Origin of the sequence: Paenibacillus oceani, from assembly GCF_014705615.1 — a bacterium.
In the GTDB taxonomy this organism is placed as follows: domain Bacteria; phylum Bacillota; class Bacilli; order Paenibacillales; family NBRC-103111; genus Paenibacillus_AB; species Paenibacillus_AB oceani.
Window position 1 is genome coordinate 17,918 of the sequence record NZ_JACXJA010000050.1, and the last position, 18,885, is coordinate 36,802.

The 18,885-nt window shown below is 56.5% G+C and carries 19 protein-coding genes, 1 pseudogene and 1 riboswitch; of the genes and pseudogenes, 13 read left to right on the top strand and 7 right to left on the bottom strand.

Features of this window, described 5'->3' with window-relative positions; all coding sequences use genetic code 11:
* Nucleotides 1-396 precede the first annotated feature (396 nt).
* From IDH45_RS28620 to IDH45_RS28645, 6 genes are all read left to right on the top strand, one after another.
* Nucleotides 397-726, top strand: coding sequence for a hypothetical protein (locus tag IDH45_RS28620; protein ID WP_190931580.1), 330 nt, complete (start codon nucleotides 397-399; stop codon nucleotides 724-726).
* The gene (glnA, locus tag IDH45_RS28625) at nucleotides 723-2,078 is read left to right on the top strand and encodes a type I glutamate--ammonia ligase (RefSeq protein WP_190931581.1); all 1,356 of its coding nucleotides are present in this window, start codon (nucleotides 723-725) and stop codon (nucleotides 2,076-2,078) included. The genes IDH45_RS28620 and glnA overlap by 4 nt, the downstream gene beginning before the upstream one ends.
* 256 nt (nucleotides 2,079-2,334) lie before the next feature.
* Nucleotides 2,335-3,057, top strand: a complete 723-nt coding sequence (locus tag IDH45_RS28630; RefSeq protein ID WP_190931582.1) for a hypothetical protein — start codon at nucleotides 2,335-2,337, stop codon at nucleotides 3,055-3,057.
* 323 nt (nucleotides 3,058-3,380) lie between these two features.
* Complete coding sequence (locus tag IDH45_RS28635; protein WP_190931583.1) at nucleotides 3,381-4,151, top strand: HAD-IIA family hydrolase; 771 nt, start codon at nucleotides 3,381-3,383, stop codon at nucleotides 4,149-4,151.
* Between the two features lie 57 nt (nucleotides 4,152-4,208).
* The gene (locus IDH45_RS28640; RefSeq protein WP_190931584.1) at nucleotides 4,209-4,763 is read left to right on the top strand and encodes a glycerol-3-phosphate responsive antiterminator; all 555 of its coding nucleotides are present in this window, start codon (nucleotides 4,209-4,211) and stop codon (nucleotides 4,761-4,763) included.
* 218 nt (nucleotides 4,764-4,981) lie between these two features.
* A complete protein-coding gene (locus IDH45_RS28645) occupies nucleotides 4,982-5,716 on the top strand; it encodes a glycerophosphodiester phosphodiesterase (protein ID WP_190931585.1) in 735 nt (244 codons plus the stop codon).
* Nucleotides 5,717-5,771: 55 nt separating this feature from the next.
* On the opposite strand, the gene IDH45_RS28650 is transcribed toward IDH45_RS28645, so the two are convergent.
* Complete coding sequence (locus tag IDH45_RS28650) at nucleotides 5,772-6,656, bottom strand: LysR family transcriptional regulator (protein WP_190931586.1); 885 nt, start codon at nucleotides 6,654-6,656, stop codon at nucleotides 5,772-5,774.
* Between the two features lie 358 nt (nucleotides 6,657-7,014).
* Here IDH45_RS28650 and dapA point away from each other — a divergent pair, with 358 nt between their 5' ends.
* From dapA to IDH45_RS28675, 5 genes are all read left to right on the top strand, one after another.
* Nucleotides 7,015-7,893: a 4-hydroxy-tetrahydrodipicolinate synthase gene (dapA, locus tag IDH45_RS28655; RefSeq protein ID WP_190931587.1), complete on the top strand. Its 879-nt coding sequence runs from the start codon at nucleotides 7,015-7,017 to the stop codon at nucleotides 7,891-7,893.
* A gap of 97 nt (nucleotides 7,894-7,990) precedes the next feature.
* The gene (locus IDH45_RS28660) at nucleotides 7,991-8,827 is read left to right on the top strand and encodes a class I SAM-dependent methyltransferase (protein WP_190931626.1); all 837 of its coding nucleotides are present in this window, start codon (nucleotides 7,991-7,993) and stop codon (nucleotides 8,825-8,827) included.
* Between the two features lie 74 nt (nucleotides 8,828-8,901).
* Nucleotides 8,902-8,988: riboswitch (cyclic di-GMP riboswitch) on the top strand.
* 138 nt (nucleotides 8,989-9,126) lie between these two features.
* Nucleotides 9,127-9,330 (top strand): hypothetical protein, encoded by a 204-nt coding sequence (locus IDH45_RS28665; protein ID WP_190931588.1) that lies wholly within the window; start codon nucleotides 9,127-9,129, stop codon nucleotides 9,328-9,330.
* A gap of 712 nt (nucleotides 9,331-10,042) precedes the next feature.
* On the top strand, nucleotides 10,043-10,672 hold the full coding sequence (locus IDH45_RS28670; protein WP_190931589.1) for a DUF3298 and DUF4163 domain-containing protein: 630 nt from the start codon (nucleotides 10,043-10,045) through the stop codon (nucleotides 10,670-10,672).
* Nucleotides 10,673-11,107: 435 nt separating this feature from the next.
* Nucleotides 11,108-11,389, top strand: coding sequence for a hypothetical protein (locus IDH45_RS28675; RefSeq protein ID WP_190931590.1), 282 nt, complete (start codon nucleotides 11,108-11,110; stop codon nucleotides 11,387-11,389).
* A 235-nt stretch (nucleotides 11,390-11,624) separates the two neighbouring features.
* Here IDH45_RS28675 and IDH45_RS28680 read toward each other — a convergent pair whose 3' ends face one another.
* Genes IDH45_RS28680 through IDH45_RS28700 form a run of 5 tightly spaced genes read right to left on the bottom strand, consistent with a single transcriptional unit; the run spans nucleotide 11,625 to nucleotide 16,538 of the window.
* Nucleotides 11,625-12,623: an ABC transporter ATP-binding protein gene (locus tag IDH45_RS28680; protein WP_223837056.1), complete on the bottom strand. Its 999-nt coding sequence runs from the start codon at nucleotides 12,621-12,623 to the stop codon at nucleotides 11,625-11,627.
* Between the two features lie 7 nt (nucleotides 12,624-12,630).
* On the bottom strand, nucleotides 12,631-13,419 hold the full coding sequence (locus IDH45_RS28685; protein ID WP_190931591.1) for an ABC transporter permease: 789 nt from the start codon (nucleotides 13,417-13,419) through the stop codon (nucleotides 12,631-12,633).
* Entirely contained in the window at nucleotides 13,416-14,216 is an 801-nt protein-coding gene (locus IDH45_RS28690) for an ABC transporter permease (protein WP_190931592.1), read from the bottom strand. Before IDH45_RS28690 ends, IDH45_RS28685 begins: the two co-directional genes overlap by 4 nt.
* A 1-nt stretch (nucleotide 14,217) precedes the next feature.
* Nucleotides 14,218-15,366 carry a serine hydrolase domain-containing protein gene (locus IDH45_RS28695; RefSeq protein ID WP_190931593.1) on the bottom strand — a complete coding sequence of 383 codons (1,149 nt, stop codon included), beginning with the start codon at nucleotides 15,364-15,366 and terminating at the stop codon, nucleotides 14,218-14,220.
* Between the two features lie 32 nt (nucleotides 15,367-15,398).
* A complete protein-coding gene (locus IDH45_RS28700) occupies nucleotides 15,399-16,538 on the bottom strand; it encodes a serine hydrolase domain-containing protein (protein ID WP_190931594.1) in 1,140 nt (379 codons plus the stop codon).
* Nucleotides 16,539-16,874: 336 nt separating this feature from the next.
* Here IDH45_RS28700 and IDH45_RS28705 point away from each other — a divergent pair, with 336 nt between their 5' ends.
* A complete protein-coding gene (locus tag IDH45_RS28705) occupies nucleotides 16,875-17,876 on the top strand; it encodes a Gfo/Idh/MocA family protein (RefSeq protein WP_190931595.1) in 1,002 nt (333 codons plus the stop codon).
* A 46-nt stretch (nucleotides 17,877-17,922) separates the two neighbouring features.
* Complete coding sequence (locus IDH45_RS28710) at nucleotides 17,923-18,696, top strand: SDR family NAD(P)-dependent oxidoreductase (protein ID WP_190931596.1); 774 nt, start codon at nucleotides 17,923-17,925, stop codon at nucleotides 18,694-18,696.
* A gap of 5 nt (nucleotides 18,697-18,701) precedes the next feature.
* Here the strand turns inward: IDH45_RS28710 and IDH45_RS28715 are convergent.
* Nucleotides 18,702-18,800: pseudogene (locus tag IDH45_RS28715) on the bottom strand (DUF1048 domain-containing protein); the annotation flags it as partial.
* Between the last annotated feature and the right edge of the window lie 85 nt (nucleotides 18,801-18,885).

Here is an 18,885-nt window from a genome sequence, read left to right on the forward strand (position 1 = left end):
AAAAGGCTGAAAATAGAGGGGGTCAGAGACTTTTATTTTGCGAAATAGCTAGTAACGCCATAACCGCAACCGGGCTGCTTCCTATCTCCGGAGACGAGTTGTACGGAAGCGGCTTGGACGATAGACAAGCCGTTCGGGATTTGGAATTTCACTCCCGTTTGTAAGCGTATACATATTAAATATAAAGCCATTCCCCTTCCAACCATTTTCCATAGGATACGGAAGGATATTGGCGTATTTTTCTATTTCTCTGGGGTAACCTCCCCTGAGCCCCGGTCAGCCCGGATAATGCCCGATTCTCGAAGCTGTGCCCGTTTCCCCTCTCGGGCCGATTACGGTAAACTGGATACCATGTCGTCATAGACGCCGACATCAATTCGGTAAGGAGGAATGCGCATGGCACAGCCGAGGTACGTAACCGACATCGACAAGCTTACGCAAATCCCTGAAAAAGAGAGAGGGCGCCTGAAAGCGGTCACGGAACAATTCGTATTCCGGATAAACGCGATCGAGGGCGGCAAGACGAATTTGAACGATCACCAGTCGCAGGACGAGAGATACGGCGAGCACCCGATGCTCGGCGGTCCGGCGGATGCGTCCTGGTTTGACAATTTATCCGGAAGTAAGAAGCGCACGGTTCAACCGGCAAAACAAACGAGTGCCGTCGTATCGGCGACCAGGCTTTCCGATATGCCCAGCGGCGGCAGACAGAAGGTACGCTCATGAGCGCGGCGGGCGCGCCGGCCGCGCTTAGCGGGAACGAACAGATACGGGAAAAGCTGATCAGCCGGAAAATCGAGTTTATCGGGCTGCAGTTTACCGATCTGCTCGGCTCTGTCAAAACCGTTTACGCCCATATGGACGAGTTCGAGACGATTATGGCAGGCAAGACGATGTTTGACGGCTCGTCGGTGAAGGGCTTTGCCCGTGTCGAGCAGTCCGAGCTGAGGCTGATGCCGGACTTGTCCACGTTGAGAGTCGACGCGTTCGAGGCCGAACGGGGCCGTGTCGCGTACATGTACTGCGATGTGCTCCGGCCCGGCGGAGAGACGGCCGAATGCTGTTCGCGCTCGATCCTGAAGCGGGCGCTGAAGGAAGCCGCACGGCTCGGCTGCAGGCTGAATGTCGGCCTGGAAGGGGAGTTTTTCCTATTCGAGACGAACGAGCTCGGAGAGCCGATCCGGAAGGCGCATGACGAGGTGGGCTACTTCGACGGGGGCCCGGCCGACCGCGGAGAGCGGACCCGGATGGAGATCGCCTCGGAGATGAAGCGGCAAGGCTTTATGCTGGAGGCGGTCCATCACGAAGTTGCCCACGGCCAACACGAGATTGACTTCAAATACGGGGAAGCGCTAACGGCTGCCGACCGGTGGATGACGTTCCGTCAGATCGTCAAGCATGTAGCCCACCGCAACGGTCTGCACGCGTCCTTTATGCCGAAGCCGTTCGCCGGGCAAAACGGCAATGCGATGCATTGCAACCAGTCGCTGCAGTCTACGGACGGAGTTAACGTCTTCTTCGACAACGGCAGTCCGGACGGATTGAGCGATACGGCACGTTATTATATCGGAGGGCTGCTGAAGCATGCCAGAGGGATGGCCGCGATCTCCAACCCGATCGTGAACTCCTACAAGCGGCTGCTCCCCGGCTACGAAGCGCCGACCCATATCGCCTGGTCGTCGAGCAACCGTACGGCGCTCGTCCGGATTCCGTCCGCACGCGGGGGCGGAACGCGGGTCGAGCTGCGGACGCCGGATCCGGCTGCCAATCCGTATCTCGTCTTCGCGGTTATGCTGAGAGCCGGACTGGAAGGTGTCGCTTCCCGGCTCGAGCCGCCGGAGGAGGCGGCAGGCAATATTCACCGGATGAGCGCCGAGGAGCGGGACAAAGCCCGGATCGGCCGTTACCCGCGCGACCTGCACGAGGCGCTGGACGAGATGCGCGGCGACGAGCTTATCCGGGAAACGCTAGGACCCGCCGCATTCGAGATGTATATCAGCCTGAAACAGCAGGAAGCGGATGAATATGCCGCAGTCGTTCATGCGTGGGAGACGGACCGATATTTGGGACGGCTCTAGATTCGGAACAAGCCTGTCGGTTTGCAGGCATCGGCAAGTTCGGCGCCGTGCACGGAGAAGCAAGCTCTCCTGCGCGGCGTCTGGCGTTTAGGCCGTTTATGCCCGTCAGGATGCGTGTCCGAATATACCTGCCCCGGTTTTTCCGATTTTTACTTCGGCTTGCCGCTTTTTATATGAACGGAACCCGTAGTATAATAGGGGAAGAAAATAGGATCGGACTCGTGCCGGAGTTAAGGATTAGGGGCGTACACCACCAATGCATGTCATCTTGTTTCTATCGTTCTCCTCGCTGGAGTGGCTCGCGCTTGTCGTATTAATGTTCACTATGTTTCGATTCCAGCTGCGGGATTACGCGGGACAGCTGCTGTTTACGGCGTTTTTGTTGTCTTTGTTTTCCTACGTCGTGTTTCACACGCTGCAGATCAAACTGGCCTTTACGCTGCTGCAGCCGCCCGTCGTATTTCTCTTCTTATGGCAAATTTATCGGATTCAGCCCTTTTACGCAGGTTTAATGACGACCTACGGCTACTTGGCGTATCTTCTTGTACAGAAGTCCGTCCTCTTCGCGCTGTACTGGTTCGGGCTGTCGCCGGTCGAGGTGCTGTATGTCACCTGGAAAGGGGCGGCCGTTCAATGCGCCACGGCGGCGATCGCCTTCCTGGCCGCTTATCTATTCGGCAAATACCGGCTGGGCTACACGTTCGTTCCGGATTCGGTATTCGCTCCGGTGCACTGGAACCGGCTGAACGTCACCCTGCTTGTCCTGAGCCTGATTGGTTACGGAATCGTGGCCGTTTCCGGACACGACATGTATGAGAGCGGCTCGATGCCGCTGCTGCTTCTGTTTATGACAGGCGGGATTATGGGCGTTCTGCTCCGATTGGCGCTCAAAAAAGAAGAGTCCAGCGCCCGAAGAGCGTTCGGCATGCACAAGATGATGCGGGAACACGGGCGGACGGAGAAGAAGCCGCCTGCTTGAACGAAACGGCATACACCAAGCAGGAAAAGTGACTGGCTGTCCTCTTCCTGATCCAGGGCCTATCGTTGTTCCGATGGAAGCAAGTGTAGAGCTGCAGCGACGGCGGGCGGTCCTTACTGAAGGAACAACGATTGACAAGTACAAGCCCGTCCCTCTATAATTCATAACAACCGAATAGAACGGTCTGGTTCGAGAACAGGAGTAACCTATACCCGTAAACACAGCCTTCGTTAAAGCGAACGCGTGTTTACTGTGGTGTAGGTTTTTTTGTTTTTCCGGCCGGACGTTCCGTCGGGCATAAGGGGAAAGCGAGGGTTTTTCTCATGAAGGGATATATCTTTGATCTGGACGGCACGGTATATTTGGGAAGCCGGATGATAGAAGGGGCGGCGGATGCGATCCGCACCTTGAGGGAGCGGGGCGACAAGGTCGTTTTTTTGACCAATAAGCCGATAGCGACCCGCGCTTCCTACGCACAGAAGCTGACCCGGATGGGGATACCTACGGAGATTGGCGATGTGCTGAACTCATCTCTCATCGTAGCGAGATATTTGCAGAGAACGTTGAAGCCGGGCCAGCGCGTCTACGTCATCGGCGAAGAGCCGATCCGTCAAGAGCTGGAGGCGCACGGGGTCGAGTACACGGAGGACGCCGGGAAAGCGGATATCGTCGTCCTGTCGTGGGACCGCAGCTTTACGTACGACAAGCTGAACGCGCTGTATCAAGCATCGCTGAGGGGGGCGGCCGTGATCGCCTCCAATCCCGACGTTACTTGTCCGCTGGAGGACGGTCAACTGCCGGATACCGGCACCTTTATCGCCGCGCTTGAGAGCGCGCTCGGCAAGTCCGCCGTCGTCGTAGCGGGCAAACCTTCCCGGATCGCAGCTGAGGAAGCACTGCAGCATATGGGGCTGGAATCAACGAGCTGCTTCGTGGTGGGGGACCGGCTGGAAACCGACGTCCGCATGGCGAACGACGCCGGGATGCATTCGGTGCTTGTGCTCACGGGAGTCGGGACGAGAGAGCAGGCCGAAGCGGGGCCGGACCGGCCGCGCACCATTTTGCCCAGCATAGTTAAAATTGTGGACTTATAGGCCGGGATCGTCCGTTCCGTGTTATAATGGGGATAGTCTGTTACAGGAGGACCTTACATGTACCCGATAGTCGATCTCGTCGATCATCAGACGATCGCCGCCGTTCAGAAAGAATCCGATCTCGATGCTGCGCTTCAAGGGAAAGTTAACGTCATTTTTTTATTGACCGGGTCGCTGCTGAACATCCATGAGCTCACCGAGCGGGTCACGCAAGCGGGCAAGCATGTGTTTCTGCATATGGAATTCATTGAAGGGATCGCCGCAGACAAGGGCGGGCTGGCTTATATCGCCAAACATGTCAGGCCGACCGGCATCATCTCCACCAAAAGCATGCTGATCAAAGCCGCCAAGGATCACGGTCTGCTCGCGATCCAGCGCATCTTCCTGATCGACCGCAACGCCGTCGTGCGCGGCATTAAAGCGGTGGAGCAAAGCTCTCCCGACGCGATCGAAGTGATGCCGGGCATCATGCCCCGTATTATCCGGGAGATGACGACGATGACCCCGCTGCCGATTATTGCCGGGGGGCTTGTCGGGAATCAGCAAGAAATCGACGAAGGGCTGAGGGCCGGCGCGCTCGCCGTATCCGTAGGCGCCCACGAACTGTGGTAAGTCGTCCGCCAGTCGGACTTATACATACCTGAACTGATATGAAGTACGACCTGTCTGGGTGAGGAGACCGAGAGATTGCCCGAATAGGCCGGAGCGGCGTTTTTTCGTCATGCGAAAAGATTAGCTTTTCCGGCTCGTTCGCGCGATCGGCCCGGTCTTTTTTCATTCCGAAAGCTTCGCCCCGCAGGTCCACTATTCGAACACGGGAGGAAACGACAATGAGTTCCAAAAGCAATGTAATGGTCATCGCACACCGGGGGGCGGCAGGCGAAGCCCCGGAAAACACGCTCGGCGCATTCGCGCTCGGTCTCGAGCAAGGCTGCACCGGTATTGAGCTGGACGTCCACTTGTCGAAGGACGGGGAAATTATCGTATGCCATGACGCCACCTTGGACCGGACGACCGACCTGAAGGGCGAAATCCGCAAGATGACGGTGGAGGAGCTGAAGCGGGCCGATGCCGGCAGCTGGTATAACGAGAAATTTGCCGGAGAGCGCATCCCGCTTCTGGAGGAAGTGCTCGACCTGGTGCCTTCCGACGTTCAGATCAATGTCGAGGTCAAAGGAGCCGCAGACGGCCAATTGGAGCCTGCGCTCCTCGCTCTGCTGAAGCGGAAGCAGCGGCTGGACAGCGTCTTCGTCTCCTCGTTCGACTTCGTCTGCCTGGAGCGGCTGAAGGCGCTCGAGCCGGAGATCCGCATCGGTCTCTTGTACAGCTTCAACATCTCGAAGCATTACCGGATGGCCGGTCTGCTCGACGGTCCGGTTTATTCGCTGCATCCTTACTGGGCGCGGCTTGACAAGCAAGCGGTCCAGGATGCCGTGGAAAAAGGGCTGCAAGTATACCCGTGGACGATCAATGAGGAAGAGAAGATGAAGCAAATGATCGATCTGGGCGTCTCCGGTATCATTACCGATTATCCGGGCAGACTGAAACGGCTGCTGGAGAGCTGAGACGAAGCGGAGGCCGAAGTCAAGTCAGATCAAGGCTTAGCTAGACCAAGCCAGCTTAGGATGTAGCGGCCGACTCCCGCATCATCGCGATAAACCCTTCGAGCGCGCGGGATACCCAGCGCCCGGCGGGATAGACGAGCAGGACGTACAGCCTCAGCTCGGGCTGCGAGAACGGCAGCGCCCGCAATTGGCCGCCCGCGAGCTCGGCTTCGACCGCGCAGCGGGGCAGCAGCGCCATGCCGAGGCCGTGCAGGACGCAGCGCTTGATCGCCTCGACGCTGCCGAGCTCGCAGGAGATTTGCGGCCGTATGCCGCAGTCGGCGAGCAGCCCGGCGAGGGCGCCGCGGTACGCGCAGCTGCGCTCCGGGGCGACCCAGGCGTGTCCGGCGAAATCGCCAGGCACCACTTCCGGGGCGTCCGCCAGCGGATGGTCCGGTCTTGCGACCAGCACCAGCGGCTCTTCCCATAGCGGGATGGTGACGAGATCCGGGTCGGAGCATTTGCGCTCCAGGAACAGGGCGGCGTCGTATTCACCCTGCAATATGCCTTGAAGCAGCTCGTCTTCGCCCGATGTTTGCAGCAGCAGCTCGGTTTGCGGAAACGACTCTTTCATCCGCCGCACGTAAGGCGGCAGCACGAACGCCGCCATCGATTCGATCGTGCCGATCCGCAGCGATCCGGCGGACTCTGCAGACACGGCCTGCTTGGATTCCTCGGCGAGATCGAGAAACCGGTCTGCAAAGGCGAGCAGCTGCCGTCCTCCGGGGGTAAGCCGGATGCCGCGTCCGCTGCGCTCGAACAGCGGTACGCCGTACTCCGCCTCGAGCTTGCGGATTTGCGCGGTTACACTGGATTGAGCATACCCGAGCGCTTCTGCCGCTCGGGTTATATTTAATAGGCGGGCCGTCTCCCGAAACGTCCGCATTAAAGTTTCATCCACACCTCTCACCCTCCTTATCTCATCGACAAATCCGATTGTTTCTATCCTTTATTATAGCTAAAATCGATTTATATTGAATATTAATCACGAAGAAATAGAAGAAATCAGCCTTCGGAACTCGTGGGCAGGCTGTATTCCTCCGGGTTCTATGGCTAATCAACCTTCGATTTCGAGGCTGCTTTCATCGGAGGGCAGTTTTTTACTATCGACCGCGATCCCTTCTTCGATTTGACCATTCATCGTTAAAGCCGATTGTGTCGATCGATTATTATAGCTAACTCCGATCATTAAGGATGTGTTACAGTGATGTCAAAGCCGGAATATACGGCCGGCGACAATCGACGAGGAGTGATCCGATATGTTGACTGAGCAATTAAAAGGCGTTATCGTTCCGGTCGTAACCCCTTTTACGGAGGAAGGCGAACTGGATACGGGCAGCTTCCGCCACGTCGTGCAGACTCTCATGGACCAGCGCGCGCACGGAATCGTCATTAACGGAACGACTGGGGAATGCCCGACCGTCCGCCCCGAAGAGGTGCGCCTTTTGATGGAGGCTGCGCTGGAGGCAAGGGGGGAGCGGACGTTTCCGATTCTGATCGGCACGGGCTCGAACGATACGGCGGAAGCGGTAAGCCTGACAAAGCAGGCTCAGACACTGGGAGCGGACGGTGCGCTCGTCGTGACGCCGTATTATAACCGTCCGTCGAAGCAGGGAGTGATGGAGCATTACCGGCGGGTCGCCGATGTCGGACTCCCGGTCGTCGCCTACCATATCCCGCACCGGACCGGCCTGGAGCTGACCTCCGGCGACATCGCCGCGATTCTCGGGATTGAAGGTGTGGCGGGAATCAAAGAGAGCACCGGTGGTGTCCGCAACTTCATCGAGCTGTCCGGCCATACGGACAAGGCGCTGCTGTGCGGGGACGACCTATACTTCTTCGCGGCTTTATGCTGCGGGGCGAGCGGAGCGATGATGGCTTCCGCGAATATGTATACCGGCCGTTTCGTCGAGGTATATGAGCAGTTCTCTCTGGGCCGCTGGCCGGAAGCGAGAGCGAGGTTCGAAGAGCTTGTGCCGCTAATCGGCCTGCTGTTCGCCGAACCGAACCCTTCGCCGGTAAAATGGATGATGAAGCAAACCGGACTGCTGCTCTCGGATCGGGTAAGGCTTCCGATGACGCCTGTCAGCGAAGGACTGGAGCGGAAGCTGGCAGAGTTGCTTTTTTGTGATAGGTGAAAACTATAAATATTATCCATTTCATATATTGGACCAATAATGAAACATCCTTCACAATTACTACTAAATAGAAGGAAGGATGTGCGTGAAGGTGAGAATGGAACCCTATGGTCAGAATGACGGAGACGGCGTGAGCGCCGCAACAGGTGGTACGGGTGCCGGTAGACGTCCGGAGTCGTCAAGCGGCTGGAATGCCGCCTTGTACGATTCGAGACTCGGTTTTGTGTCCGAGTTCGGCAAATCGCTGGTCGATCTGCTGGATGCACAACCGGGCGAAGCGGTGCTTGACGTCGGCTGCGGAACCGGCGATTTGTGCCGGGTGCTGGCGGACCGAGGAGCGGCGGTACAAGGGATCGATTTTTCGGCGGAGATGATCGAAGCGGCTCGGGCGAAATATCCGGAGCTGGTCTTCGAGGTGGCGGACGGCCAAGCGTACGAGACGGACCGGAGGTTCGACGCCGTAATGTCCAACGCCGCCTTGCACTGGATGAAGCGCCCGGAGGGCGTCGTCCGGGCCGTCCGGAACGTCCTTGTCCCAGGCGGACGTTTTGTGGCCGAGTTCGGCGGGAAGGACAACGTGGGCGTCATCGTTGCGGCGATTTACCGGACACTGGGGAGCTTCGGCGTCGATCCGGAGCCGTGTAATCCGTGGTATTTCCCGTCAGTCGGACAATATGCGGCTCTGCTTGAAGCTTCCGGCTTCCGTGTCGGATACGCGCTGCACTATTCGCGGCCGACTCCGCTGGAGGACGGCGAGCGGGGACTGGATCATTGGCTGGATATGTTCGGCGGTGCCTTTTTCACCGAACTGACCGATGCCCGGAAAGAAGAAGCGTACGAGGAAGTGAAACGTCTGGCACGCCCGGCCTTGTTCCGGGACGGACGCTGGGTGGCCGATTACTGGAGGCTGCGAATATTGGCATTTGCGCCTTAAGTCTCAAAATAGTTCAAAATGCCTATTAATGGCGCTGAGGATTTGTGGTACTATGGACATAGTTGATAGGAATTATCGGATAAAGGCAAACCTGGGCGAAAGCCAGGGGCGCAAAGCCACGGGTCTACAGCGAACTTCGCCATGACAGCCGGGTTGCCCATAAGCTGATGCATGTCGTCATCAAACCGGACGGACGTCGCTTTAGGGCGTCGTCTTTTTTTGTGTCGGAGGCTTAGGAACGCTTGGAGAGAAGCGGATCCTGACGTCATTCGTGACCTTAATCTGGGGGTGATGCGCGTATGAACGAAGAAGTGATGCAGTTGAAAACCGATTTGCACCGGTTAACGGTCGAACTGATCGGCAATTGCAAATATTGCTCCTTAATTTCCTCGAATGTGGAGTACAAAACCCCCATTTATTGCACCAAGTTTACCGGTCCCATCCATCCGACCTGCGTCAATGTGACGACCTGCTTGTCATGCCAGGAATACAAAGGCAGCTAAGTCCGAATCGAGCCGAATATGAACAAAGGGAGCCTTCCGGACGCCGGGAGGTTTTTTTGAGAGCTCAGAGCCTCCTTCCTTGCCGAGCCAGCAAGTGTCTCCAGTCGTTTATCGTTGGCCGTTCAGCTTTTTGTCCTGTTTCGGGTGGGGCAAGGGGCCGTATAAGAGCGGTTTGTATTCGTTATTTGGTCCGAAAACTCGGTTCGACACGGAATAAGAGCGGTTTGGGACAGCTAATAACCGCAAAAAGGGTGCTGCCAACACCAGTTGGTGGAAATAAGAGGTGCAGACCGCTTCTATTCGTGTTAGTTTGTCGAAAAGGCCGAAAATAGAAGGTGTCAGAGACTCCTATTTTGTTCAGAGCCCGCGTGCATACATTTCCCCGCGTGGCATACGTTTCAGCGAAGGGGAACACACCTGCCCGCAAGAACGAGGTTTACGGTTGCGAGCCTCATTGAAGACGAGTTTGTTCCCGCCCCCCGTCAACGAGCGGCTCCCGACCGAAGGTGCCCGCTGTCTTCCGCGCGTCTAACGTATAGACTCGTACATCAAAGGATCGCCAAGGCGTTTTTATCGAAAGGTTTTTCTCAAATCATGCGAGGCTTAATGTGACTTCTCCCGGAAAAAATACAATCTTGCGCGCACCTTTTCCTTGCTGCTGAATATCGGTAGTACTAGGCGAAGATCCGCGAGGAGGAGGTGTACCGGCGCTATGATGGAATTCCGCAATTTATCGGCCCAAATATCGAAAAAAGTGATGATCAAGCCGCGGCTGCAAATCCGCTATCCGCAGCTGACCGGGCTGCCGAACCGAAAAGCGCAGCATGAGATCAACGACCGGATTCTGAAGCTCGTCTACCAGATGATTCGCGATCAGGGTTATGTCGAGGACAAAGACAAGGAAATGACCGGCATTTATGAGGTCATGCTGAACGAAAACGGGCTGATCAGCATTGTGTTCCAAAACTACGCCTATGCAAAAGGAGCGGCTCACGGCATCACGCTGCAAAAGTCGCTAACGATGGACTTGTGGGACGGAGACGATTACGATTTCGATGATTTGTTCCGCGATGGAAGCGGGTATAAGGCGCATATTGACGCAATTCTAAAACGGCAAATCGAGGAGAATGACATGCCGATCCTGGAAGGCAAAACGTTCAAGGGAGTCGGACCGGATCAGGACTTTTATTTAACTCCGAGCGAGCTTGTCGTGTATTTCCAATTGTACGAATATACGCCCTACGCTTACGGGTTCCCGACGTTCCTGATTCCGTATACGGAAATCGCGGATATAGCCGATCCCGAAGGACCGATCGGCAAGCTTCAGCACGCCGTGGTCTGAAGATTCGGAGCACGTGATTTGGGGTACACAAAGTACAGAATCGTTTTTGAGCGGTTTGCCGCTCTTTTTTTATACACGGCTTTGGACGAGCTAGCTAATGCGCCTTCTGTCCTCCGGCGTAAAGAAGCAAATCCGCAGGTCGAGCTAATGGGCGTATGGCCTTGTGCTAACGAACCATATCGTTCTTATAGCCGTAACAAGACTTCATAACAGATCTAACGAATCCCAGCTACCTTATGGAGTCGAACATGGGTGGGAGTGCGAACTGATGCAGGAAATAACATTTCTGGAGTTCGGAATAACTTCAAATCGCTGAATTTTAGCCAAATAAGGGGTCCTAGGTTCGTAAGCCCCGTAAGCTGATTATTTTGCAGCTTTGAAACCAAGTCCCATTTTCTGCGTAATAACAACCAAAAGGCGAAGGAGGATACGCCAATGTTAAAACGAATGCTACAAGATTTATTGCATAAGAAGCTGAGCTCCAAAAGACACTATTCAAGATATTCCAGCAGCGACTACTATAAGAGACAAGGCGGTTACCCGCCGCATTACCCGAACCATCCGAATCAGCACCCGAACCAGTATTCGAACCAATATCCGAACCAGCACCCGAACCAGCACCCGAACCAATATCCGAACCAATATCCGAACCAGTATCACCATAATCAGGGTTACAAGTACTACAGACGCAAGCACAAAAGCTATTCCAGCTCGTAGCAACGGGTGGCCCCCAGCGTGGACAGGCATACTATGCAGAGTTCCACATAAGGGGCTGTCCCCAAATGCCCGGCAGTACTGGAGCGAGCTCCAAACCGAGCTCCGAAACCGAAAGGACCTCAATTCCACGGGCAAGTGGAGGATGAGGTCCTTTTTGCAGGGAAATACCGATTGAACAATTTCTCCGGCCCTTACGTTTTGCTTGGAATCTCAGCATCGACAATGGCAGAGTGCGTCATCCGTCCGTTCGTGGCGAATGCGTCAAATACAATTGTTTGATGACCCGATCGATCGTCAGCTCCTGAACGGACATATCGAGCAGCGTGCACATGCCGTTCATCGTCGCGATAAATTCGCTGATATTCAGAACGCCCATGTTAAGCTCGATTTCAGCCTCATGCTCGGACAGCATCCGTACCACGGTAACGCCGGGTATTTGTAGCTCGGGGAAAGACTCCGCGGTCAGCAGACGGATCATTTTCCCGCCGCCGACATGGCTTCGCATCGCTTGAATCGTATCGTCGAAGACAACTTCGCCGTGATTGATTACGATGACGCGCTCGGCCAGATGCTCGACATCGTCGAGATCGTGGGTCGTCAGGATAAAGGTGACGCCTTTACGGTTCATCTTCAGAATGAACTCGCGAATTTTGTCCTTGGCGATCACATCGAGGCCGATCGTCGGCTCGTCCAGAAAGACGATTTGCGGGCGGTGCAGCATCGCCATCATAAATTCGCATTTCATCCGTTCCCCGAGCGACAGCTGCCGCGTCGGCTTGCGCATCACGTCCCGGACGTCGAGCAATTCCGTCAGTTCTTCGAGCGTTTCTTCGAACTCGGACTGCGGAATCGAGTAGATCGCTTTGTTCATATAAAAGGCGTCGAGCGGCGGAATATCCCACAACAGCTGGGATTTTTGGCCGAATACGGCGCCTATGCGGGCGACGTAGCTTTTGCGCTGCTTCCAGGGGACGTATCCCATCACTCGGACTTTGCCTGCGGTCGGATGAAGCACGCCGGTTAATATTTTGAGCGTCGTCGATTTGCCGGCTCCGTTCGGGCCGAGAAATCCGACGATTTCGCCTTGCCGGACCTGGAACGAGATGCCTTTCACGGCGGGCACCTCGATCGTTTTGCGGAAAACCAGGCTTTTCAGAGCTTCCTTGAACGTATGGCCGCGTTGGTGCGTCGTATACGTTTTGCACAGCTCGCGTACTTCGATCAGCATGTTCATGTTAAACTTAACCACCCGCACTCGTATAGTTGCCCAGCATCCGGTACCAGAACGCCAGACTGAGCAGAAAAAAGGCGAAGCTGACGGCAGCGGCGATCCATACGTCTTGCGGCAGCTTGCCGAGCAGCGCGGACGCCGGAATAAAGCCGATCATCATGACGGGAACGGCGTGGAGCACGAGGCCGACGAACGATTTCGAGAAGACGGTCCGGGGATACAGTCCGAACGATGTGACCGAATCGAATATGTCGTAAACGCGGCTGCTGCCGACCCAGCGGAACAGCAGGCCGGACATGAACAGTGCGAACGAGAACAGCACCATGACCGACAGCAGCATCAGCGCCGCAAACAACAGCCAGCCGGCGATTCCTGCGGCCGGAACGATCCAAGCGGCCACCCCGAGCAGCAGCACGCCGCCCAGCAGACGCCCTAAGCCGTCTGGCTGAAAGCCGGTGACCAGCGCCATGTACAGTGCGGAGCGCGGCTTGATGAGCAACAGATCGAACGTTCCTTCCCGGACCCTGTCGAGCGTATTCCAGACGATCCCGAAGAAAAACGGAAAGGCGATGCCTTTGGACAGCAGGAACACCGCTTGAATGAGCAGCACCTCGTTCAGGCTCCATCCGGGGAAGGAAGCACCCGAGCGATAGATGAGAAACGTAAGGAGCGGCACGACCAGTTCCCCGGCGACCGTCATCAGGGAGCTGATCCAGAAATCGTCGCGGTAGGCCATTCGGCTCGCGATTGATGTTTTGACGATTTCCGCATAGGCGACAAGCCCATTCGTCTTCGTCATGCTCCCACCCCCGTAAAATGCCGGATTCCGAGCCGCCACAAGCATTCGGAGACGAGCCACATGACGAGAACGGCGGCCGCCTGAACGGCTACGATTTGCGGGATCGACATCGTTATGCCCCCTAACTCGTAAGAGCCGATGATCACCCGGGTCGGCACGTACACGATAAATTGGAATGGCAGCACGAACAAGATTTTTTGCAGCGCATCCGGCAACAAGGTGAGCGGGATCAAGACGCCCGCCGATAAGTCGCGAAGCAGATGGAACATCCCGCGAATCCCGTGCGCGTTCGTCAGCCAGAAGGCGGTGAGGCCGATGCAGTAATTGACGAGAAACATCATCAGAAAGCTTAAGCCAATCGATATGACGGCCCACACCGGATACTCGGGTATCAGATCGATATGGAAGCCGAAGTACAGAATAAGGGCGACAGGGACGAGCTCGAGCCAAAAGCCGAGCAGACGGTGGCCCGCTTTCTGCGACAAGGCGAACCAGCGGTGCGACACCGGCCTGAGCAGGAAGGTGAGAAATTTGCCGGTGCGGATCAGCATCTGCAAATTCCAGTCGGCGAAGTCGAAGATAGCATAATGGATGACCGTTATGATGCCGTAATAGGTCAGCATTTGCGTCAGATTCAAGCCGCCGACCGTATCCCTTGAAGAGAACACCGCCTGCCAGATAAGCAGCTGTACGAGAAACAGAACGGGCCCTACGAAGAGGGAGACGGCCATATGCGAACGATATGCCGCCCACTCCTTGTAGGTGACGAAAGCGACGGATTTTAATACCCGCAGCATGTCAACGCAAGCCCGACCAAATGATATTGCTCGGATGGATAATCGATTCGGGCAAAAATCCGTCGTGCGCGGTCGGCACGAAATAGACGGCTACCAGCTGCTCGACGGGGTCGATATGCAGCGCGCAGCGGCCCGCCCCTTCATGGGAGAACGTCGCCGGCGTCTTCAGCTCGCCTCTCTCCAGAAACAAATTGAGCCCCAGCCCGTAGTTTTTGGACGGAATTTGCACGCCCCACGCGTATGCCGGTACCTTGAACAGCTGGTTGCGGGTCATCGCCTCCACCGTTTTCCGGCTGACGACGCGGCTGCCGCGAAACGCTCCTTTGTCCAGCATCATTTGACCGAACTTCCACAAGTCCGTCAGCGTGGAATGCAGTCCGCCGCCGGCACGCGGCATTTTGCCCGGCTGCTTCGTGCTCGTCGTCAACCGTTCCGCGTCGAACGGCGCGACAAGGCATATTTCGTCGCGGAACGGTTCCGGCACATCGAAAAAGGTCCGGTCCATCCCGAGCGGCCCGATAATCGCCTGCTCGACGTAGTCGTTGTAATGCATGCCGGTTACGCGGCCGATCAATTCGCCGAGAATGCCGTAGCCCGAGCTGGAATAGTTGTAAAACTCCCCGGGCTTGCTTCGCGGAGGACCGGACAAGACACCCTTGATCCAATTATCCTGCTCGCTCGCGTTCCACCAGCCCCGCGGATACGGCTCCAAGTAATAGCCCGGGTCCGGGCAAATGCCCGCCGTGTGCGTGAGGAGGTGAAACACGGTGATCGTTTTATGCAAGGGGGTGTCGAATTCCGGCAAAATCGTGGATACGGGCTGCTCGAGATACAGCTTTCCGTCTTCGACGAGTTTCATGACGGCGACGGCTGTAAACGCTTTCGTCGTAGAGGCGATTCGGCGCAGCGAATCCGGCTGCAGATCGCCGCCATCCTCGAACCCGACTCTTGGGCCCATCGATTTATGGGCGAATATTTTGCCGTGGCGGGCGAGCAAATACGAGGCGGCTTGAAGCTTTCCGTCCCCGATCAACTGTTGGAAATGCCGGTCCAGCACCTCAAGCCGTCCGCCGTCGAAGCCTACCTCGGACGGGCTTGCGTCCGTATGCCCCAGATGGATGGAGCTTGCATGCTGCTGTTCGATTGCCATTAGCGATCCCTCTTTTCGTCGTCGATTCGTGATTACAGCAAGCCCGACCAGATAACGGCTTTCGTTCCGATGACCGATTCGGGGGCCCATTGAATCCCGGTCGGTACGATAAATACGGCTACGAACCGCTCCTCCGGGTCGACCTTGATACCGCACCGGCCAAAGCCCTCGTGTCCGTACGTTCCCGGCGTCTCGATCGTAGGCGTGGTCAGGAATAAGCCGAGCCCGAACTGGTAGTCGGTAACATTACTTCCCCATACGTGGGTTTTGACTCCGGACAGCTTATTCTTGGTCATCGCTTCGACCGATTTCCGGCTCAGGATGCGGACACCGCCGAACGTTCCGCCGTCCAGCATCATTTGTCCGAGCTTCCACATATCCTCGAGCGTCGAATACAAGCCGCCTCCGGCTGGGGGAGGACCGTCCGCGCGTTCTTCGCTCCACTCCAGCTCCTCGACCTGCCAGTCGCTCGTCACGCATACTTCATCGCGCAAATGGACCGGCACCTTGAAAAACGTCCGCGTCATGCCGAGCGGCTCTATGATGTGCTGGAGTATGTATTGCTCGTACGGGATGCCCGACACTTTGGCGATGATCTCGCCCAAAATGGCGTAGCCGCAGCTGGAGTAGGCGTATTGTTCGCCTGGCTTGAAGGAGAGCGGGCCCGAGATCGCATTCGTAACCCAATCGTCATACCCCTTCAAACCGCCGAACCAGGCGGTCGGATACGGCTCCATCATGCAGCCGGGGTCCGGATATACGCCCGATGTATGCGTAAGCAGGTGAAACACGGTAATCGACCGGTGCAGCGGCGTATCGAACGGCTTCAGCACGGTGGACACCGCTTGTTCCAAATACAGCTTGCCTTCCTCGATCAGTTGCATGACGGCGACCGCGGTGAAAAACTTGGTGACCGAATACGTCTTGCGGATGCTGTCCGGCATCAAGTCCGGGCCGCCTTCCCGGTAAGTCAGCTTGCCCATCGCCCGGTGCGCGAAAATACGCCCGTCTCGCGCCAGCAAATAGCTGCCGCATTGCAGCTTATTTTGACTGATCAAGTCCGACAAATGCTCGTCGAGCCTGGCTAACCGCGCCGGATCGTAGGCGGCTTGTTCAGGAGTCGCGTCTGTCCGTCCGTCATGGTACAGCGGCACTTCCGTTTCTCGGATCATACCGATTCCTCGCTTCCCAAATATAGAATTGATTCCTGAAATGACCAGATGTTCATCCATTATATGACAGAACGTACGTTCCGTCTATGGGGTGTTTTAGTTTATCCGTTTTTTCCGAAATGGCAAGGACTACAAGAAAAACCGTCCCGGGAAAAACCTGTCCGGGGAACAGCTTGAAGTGGTAGCCGACAGTTTGTAACCCCGCACCCCAAGCTCCCCTCCAGCCTGTTCTGTAAAAAGTGGTTGAAACGAATGGTTAGAGGCGATATAATTCTATTGCATGCATTATATATAATATATAAAAGTTAGTGCGATACGAAAGGAGCGAATAAACGGATGAGCAAAGTGAGAGTGGGGATTATCGGGCTGGGCAGCTGGGGCAGCTGTCATTTGGAAGCGTTTCATGCGATGCCGCAGGTGGAGGTCGTCGCGTTATGCGACCGTAACGGGGAGCGGGTAAAGGAACTGGGCGACAAATATTCCGTGCCGAACGTGTACACGAAAAGCGAAGAGCTGCTGGAGCGTACGGACATCGATCTGGTCAGCATCGCGACGTTCGAGCACGAGCATTGCGGTCCTGCGGTCGCGGCGCTGCAGTCGGGCAAGCACGTGCTGGTCGAGAAGCCGGTGTCCACCAAGCTGGAGGAGGCGGCGGAGATGGCTGCGGCCGCGGAGCGTAACGGCAAATTTATATTCGCCGGGCATCTGCTCCGGTTCGAGCCGCGTTACGCGGATATAAAAAACGCGATCGTTTCGGGCAGGATCGGCGAGCCGCAGAGTATGTACTTGAAGCGGGGCCGGACGAAGGGGATGTTCCGCACGTACAAACGGACGCATACCGTGTTCGAGCTGACGGTGCACGATCTCGATATCGCCATCTGGTATGCGGGCAGCCGGGTCAAAACAGTTAAAGCCTACGGCAAGGCGGTTAACGACGAGGTCGTCCCGGATATTTTATGGTCTTGTCTCGAGTTCGAGAACGGGACGATGGCGTTTTTGCACAGCAACTGGATGACGCCGGACGAAGCGGGCATCGTGATGAACGACGCGGCGGAAGTGATCGGATTGAACGGGACGGCCCAATTTGCCAACAGCGGCTCCAATTTGCAGCTGTGGGACGGGGCGGGACGGACGTCGCCGGACTATTTTATTCACCATACGCTGAACGGGAGCGCATTCGGTGTGCTGAGGGAGCAGCTTACTTATATATGCAATTGCGTGGCGGCCGGCACGAAGCCCGAGTATACGTCGTTCGACGATGCGGTGCACGGGATCGCGGTAGCCGAGGCGATAATCCGTTCGTGCGCAAGCGGCCAGGAGGAATATCCGCAAGCTTAGCCGCGGCCGGCAAGCGGCAGGAAGCAAGAGCAGAGGAGGAGAACCCGTGAGACTGCGAGAGAAAGTATGTCTGATCACCGGTGCGGGGTCCGGCATCGGACAAAGTACGGCGCTGCTGTTCGCCGCCGAGGGAGCGGAGATTGTCGTAAACGATCTGGATGCCGACAAAGGCGCCGAGACGGTGAGACGGATCGGGGAAGCGGGCGGAACGGCCGTGTTTCTGCAGGCGGACGTCACGAATCCGGAGGAAGTCCGGCTGATGGCGGAGCGGGCGCTGGAGCGGTTCGGCCGGATCGACGTGTTGTTCAACAACGCGGGGATCAGCGGCGTCGGCCGATTGCACGAGATCGAACCGGACGTCTGGGACCGGATCATGAGCATCAATATTAAAGGCGTCTATTTGCCCAGCAAATATATAGTCCCCCATATGATGGAACGAAAGCGGGGAGCGATCATCAACATGTCGTCCTGCGTGGCCGAGATCGGACTTGCGCGCCGGGCTTCCTATGCCGCGACGAAGGGGGCGGTGCTTGCGCTGACCAAATCGATGCAGGTCGACTACGCCCCGTTCGGTATCCGGGTGAACGCTCTGCTGCCCGGGACGATTTTCACCCCCTTCGTGGAGCAGTATTTGCACAGGTCGTACGACGACCCCGAGGAGGCGATCGCCTCCATCAAGAAACGTCAGCTGAGCGAAGAGCTCGGGCTGCCCGAAGATGTCGCCAAAGCCGCCTTGTTCCTGGCCTCCGACGAGTCTTCCTTTGTGATGGGGGCGCCGCTTTATGTGGACGGCGGGGTCGTCTTCGGCAAAAACGCCTGAGTTTGTTTTTCCCATGCCGCTTGATAATTAGCCGGCAGCTTTTTGGCTTGCGATTCAAAGGTGATCATTTCCTTAGTCATGTCGCTGCCGGTGACCAGATTCATCCAATCTCCTCTGTGCTGTACAAAAATGCTGGAAAAACCCCCGTTTTTCAGCAAAAATCCTGTATCACCCTGTTACGGTCTCATG